Raw genomic sequence first — 2878 nt, 5'->3', positions numbered from 1 at the left:
CTTGGTTTTTGATAATTTCAACTATCTTTGGCATGTTCCTTTTCTTTAAAAGAAAACTTTCCAATAATCAACCAACCCAACACACAACAACACGGAAAGGCTATTTAATTTACTTTTTAATTATTATCGGTCTTTTAGGATTCATTTACTTATGTTTCTTTCATAAACCTCAAGAACCGTCAAGTAAATATGTAGGGCAATTAGTAAACGAAATTGATAAAGCTATTGATAAATATGATGAAGTCATCAATAATTACCAAGGATTAAAAGACAATTGGGAACAAGAATTAACCAAAGTAGAAGCCGAATTAAAAAAACTCTATGAAGAACAAAAACTAACCCAAGAACAAAAAGAAAAAATCAAAGAACTAATAAAACAAACAGAAACTAAAATTAATGATCTTAAAAAACAAAAAAAACAAACCGAAAATAACATCAATATTTTAAAAGAACAAAAATCTCAAAAAGAAGAAGCATTAGCTAACAAAGAAAAAGAAATAAAACTAACGGAAAAACAAATCGCCGAAGCTACTGATTTAACTGAAAAACAAAAATTACGCGCCAAATTAGATATCCTTTATGATGAAAAAATCGCCTTAGTTAAAGAAATAACTGAAATCAAAAGCCAAATAGGAACATTAGAAAACAAAATCGAAACTTTAAATGGTATGTTATCAAATGCCATCAAACTAAAAGACTCATTACAGCGTGATTATGATAAATTAAACTCAAAGGAACAAACATTATTCAACCAAATCCAATCCGTCGAACAACGCCGCAACGAAATCCAAAACAACATTAACCAAGTCAACAAAAAACTAGAAGAAATAAAAGAGGAACGCGAAATATACCAAGCTTTAAAAGAAAAATATAGAGCCATGCATGTTCGCATGGAAACCTATGAAAAAGAACATGAAGCATCAGCTGGTAACATGGTAAAATGGGGATTCAAAGCCTTCGACAAAATAACCGACTTAATCCCAGCCAAATACGGTATCAAAACCTTAGGCAAAGTAACAACCGTAACTCGTAAATATGCAGAAGGAATGGGAAAAGTAACTCTAACTCTTCACGAAGGTCATCGTCTATGGCATATGATTAATGAAAGTATTCAAGAAGGAAAAGAACATCCGCCAATGATTACCAAAGAAACTTTAGAAATGTATACCAAAGACATCGATCGCGACCTAGCCAAACTCGACGCCGACTACAAAGACTACGAAAAAAAATTAGAAGGATATAATGTACGAATTGAAGAAGATAATTTAGAAGAAGAAGTTCAAAAACAAAAAGATCGACGAACAAAATTCAAAGAACAAGATCAATCTCGCATTAATGAATATTTTAAAATAATTGAAGAACTAAAAGATAAAAGAAAACAAATAACTAGTGAAGCCGAAAAAGAAGAGACAAAAATATTACAAATAGAACAACTAGAAGAAAAATTAGCACCAATTGACGAAGAAATGAAAATAATCAAAGAAGAACTAAAACAACCAAACCCTAACTACACTAAAACCCAAGAAGAAATTAAACAAAAAAATAAAACAACAATCCCTGAATTAATTCCTATTCCTTCTTAAAAAACTTTTTCTTTAAATTTAAAACCAATAAAGTTGTATAATAGTAGTAATTAATTTTTTTAAAAGATAATATAAATTACTACTATTATCGGAAAGGCATTAAAAGAGATGAATTTTTTAAAAAAACATTGGGTCACTATTTTAGTTATTTTATTTTTTAGCATTGTTATTATTATAGGTTTTTTTGAAGGTATTCACAAAACCAAACAAGAACAAAAATCATTATCAAATTATCATGAAGAATTAGAAGATAACAAAGAATCAAAACAACCATCAAGAAACAAACGTGACACACAAACTCCAAAATCTAAAATCAAAATAACTAAAGCCAAATATGATCAAATTAAATCTTATATCTTATCTGAAAACGAATATGAAATTTTACCATTCAATAATCTTACCGAAGAAGAAATAACCGTCATCGAAAAAGCAAGAAACAAACAAAAAAGAATGTTAAAATATAGAAAAAAAAATCTAAATAAAATCAACGAATACCAACAAGAATGTGATAATTACAATAAACAAATAAGTAAACTTGATCCCAAAAAATATGAAAACAAAATCGAAGCGTTAAATGGTATGTTATCAAATGCCATCAAACTAAAAGACTCGTTACAACGTGAGTATGATAATGATATTTCAAGAAATACTTATGGCTATCCTTTAGAAAATATCAATTCCCTCTACGAAATAACCCCATCCGAGGGATAAAAAGAAAAGGAGATTTAAATAATGTTTAAATTCAAAAATCAATTTAAAACTATTTATCTTTGTTTAATTACTTTTATAGGATTATTATTTCTTTTTAATAATCATCAAGTAATGGCGATGCAAAACAATACTAAGAAAAATGTCGATAGCTTTGATACTTATTTAAATTATCATTTAGGTGAAATAAATAATAAAATTTGGTCTATTTCTTATAGAAAACAACAATTATTTATGTTGCAAACAAGTGTCAATTCAATTGAAAATCGCGCAACTTATAATATATTAAGTAAAAGATATTGTAAATACGTTTTACTAATCAAAAATCTAGAAAAACAACAAAATTTAATTTATGAATTAAAAGGAAATCGCCAACATATGAATGCTTTTAGAAATATTCCTGAAGATTTATTAAACAAAGAAAAATCTCAATTAGAAGAATTAAAAAAATTAGTGTTGATTTTTAATCGAAACAATATTTAGACAAAACAAAACAACAAAAAATAATAAAAAATATTTTTTTAAAAATTACAAAAGAAGTATTTTTTGAAATAAATTCAATATATTGAAATTCAAAGACCCCCTCC

At 27.0% G+C, this 2878-nt stretch carries 3 protein-coding genes; all 3 read left to right on the top strand.

Translation table 11 applies throughout. The features are described 5' to 3' along the window. A partial coding sequence (locus CHTY_RS03215) for a DNA double-strand break repair protein Rad50 (RefSeq protein WP_203552442.1) occupies nt 1-1583 on the top strand: 1583 nt, incomplete at its 5' end. Nucleotides 1584-1691: 108 nt separating this feature from the next. Next, nucleotides 1692-2294 carry a hypothetical protein gene (locus CHTY_RS03210; protein WP_203552441.1) on the top strand — a complete coding sequence of 201 codons (603 nt, stop codon included), beginning with the start codon at nt 1692-1694 and terminating at the stop codon, nt 2292-2294. Between the two features lie 21 nt (nt 2295-2315). After that, the gene (locus tag CHTY_RS03205; RefSeq protein ID WP_203552440.1) at nt 2316-2774 is read left to right on the top strand and encodes an SVM family protein; all 459 of its coding nucleotides are present in this window, start codon (nt 2316-2318) and stop codon (nt 2772-2774) included. The last annotated feature ends 104 nt before the right edge of the window (nt 2775-2878 follow it).

The sequence above is a fragment of the Candidatus Phytoplasma meliae genome, assembly GCF_016876135.2.
The sequence above is the reverse complement of the archived record's forward strand: the minus strand, read 5'-3'. Positions and strand labels throughout refer to the sequence as shown.

Bases quoted from the DNA above. Each gene is read 5' to 3' on its own strand.
- CHTY_RS03205 (WP_203552440.1), top strand. From the start codon at position 2,316: ATGTTTAAATTCAAAAATCAATTTAAAACTATTTATCTTTGTTTAATT.
- CHTY_RS03210 (WP_203552441.1), top strand. From the start codon at position 1,692: ATGAATTTTTTAAAAAAACATTGGGTCACTATTTTAGTTATTTTATTT.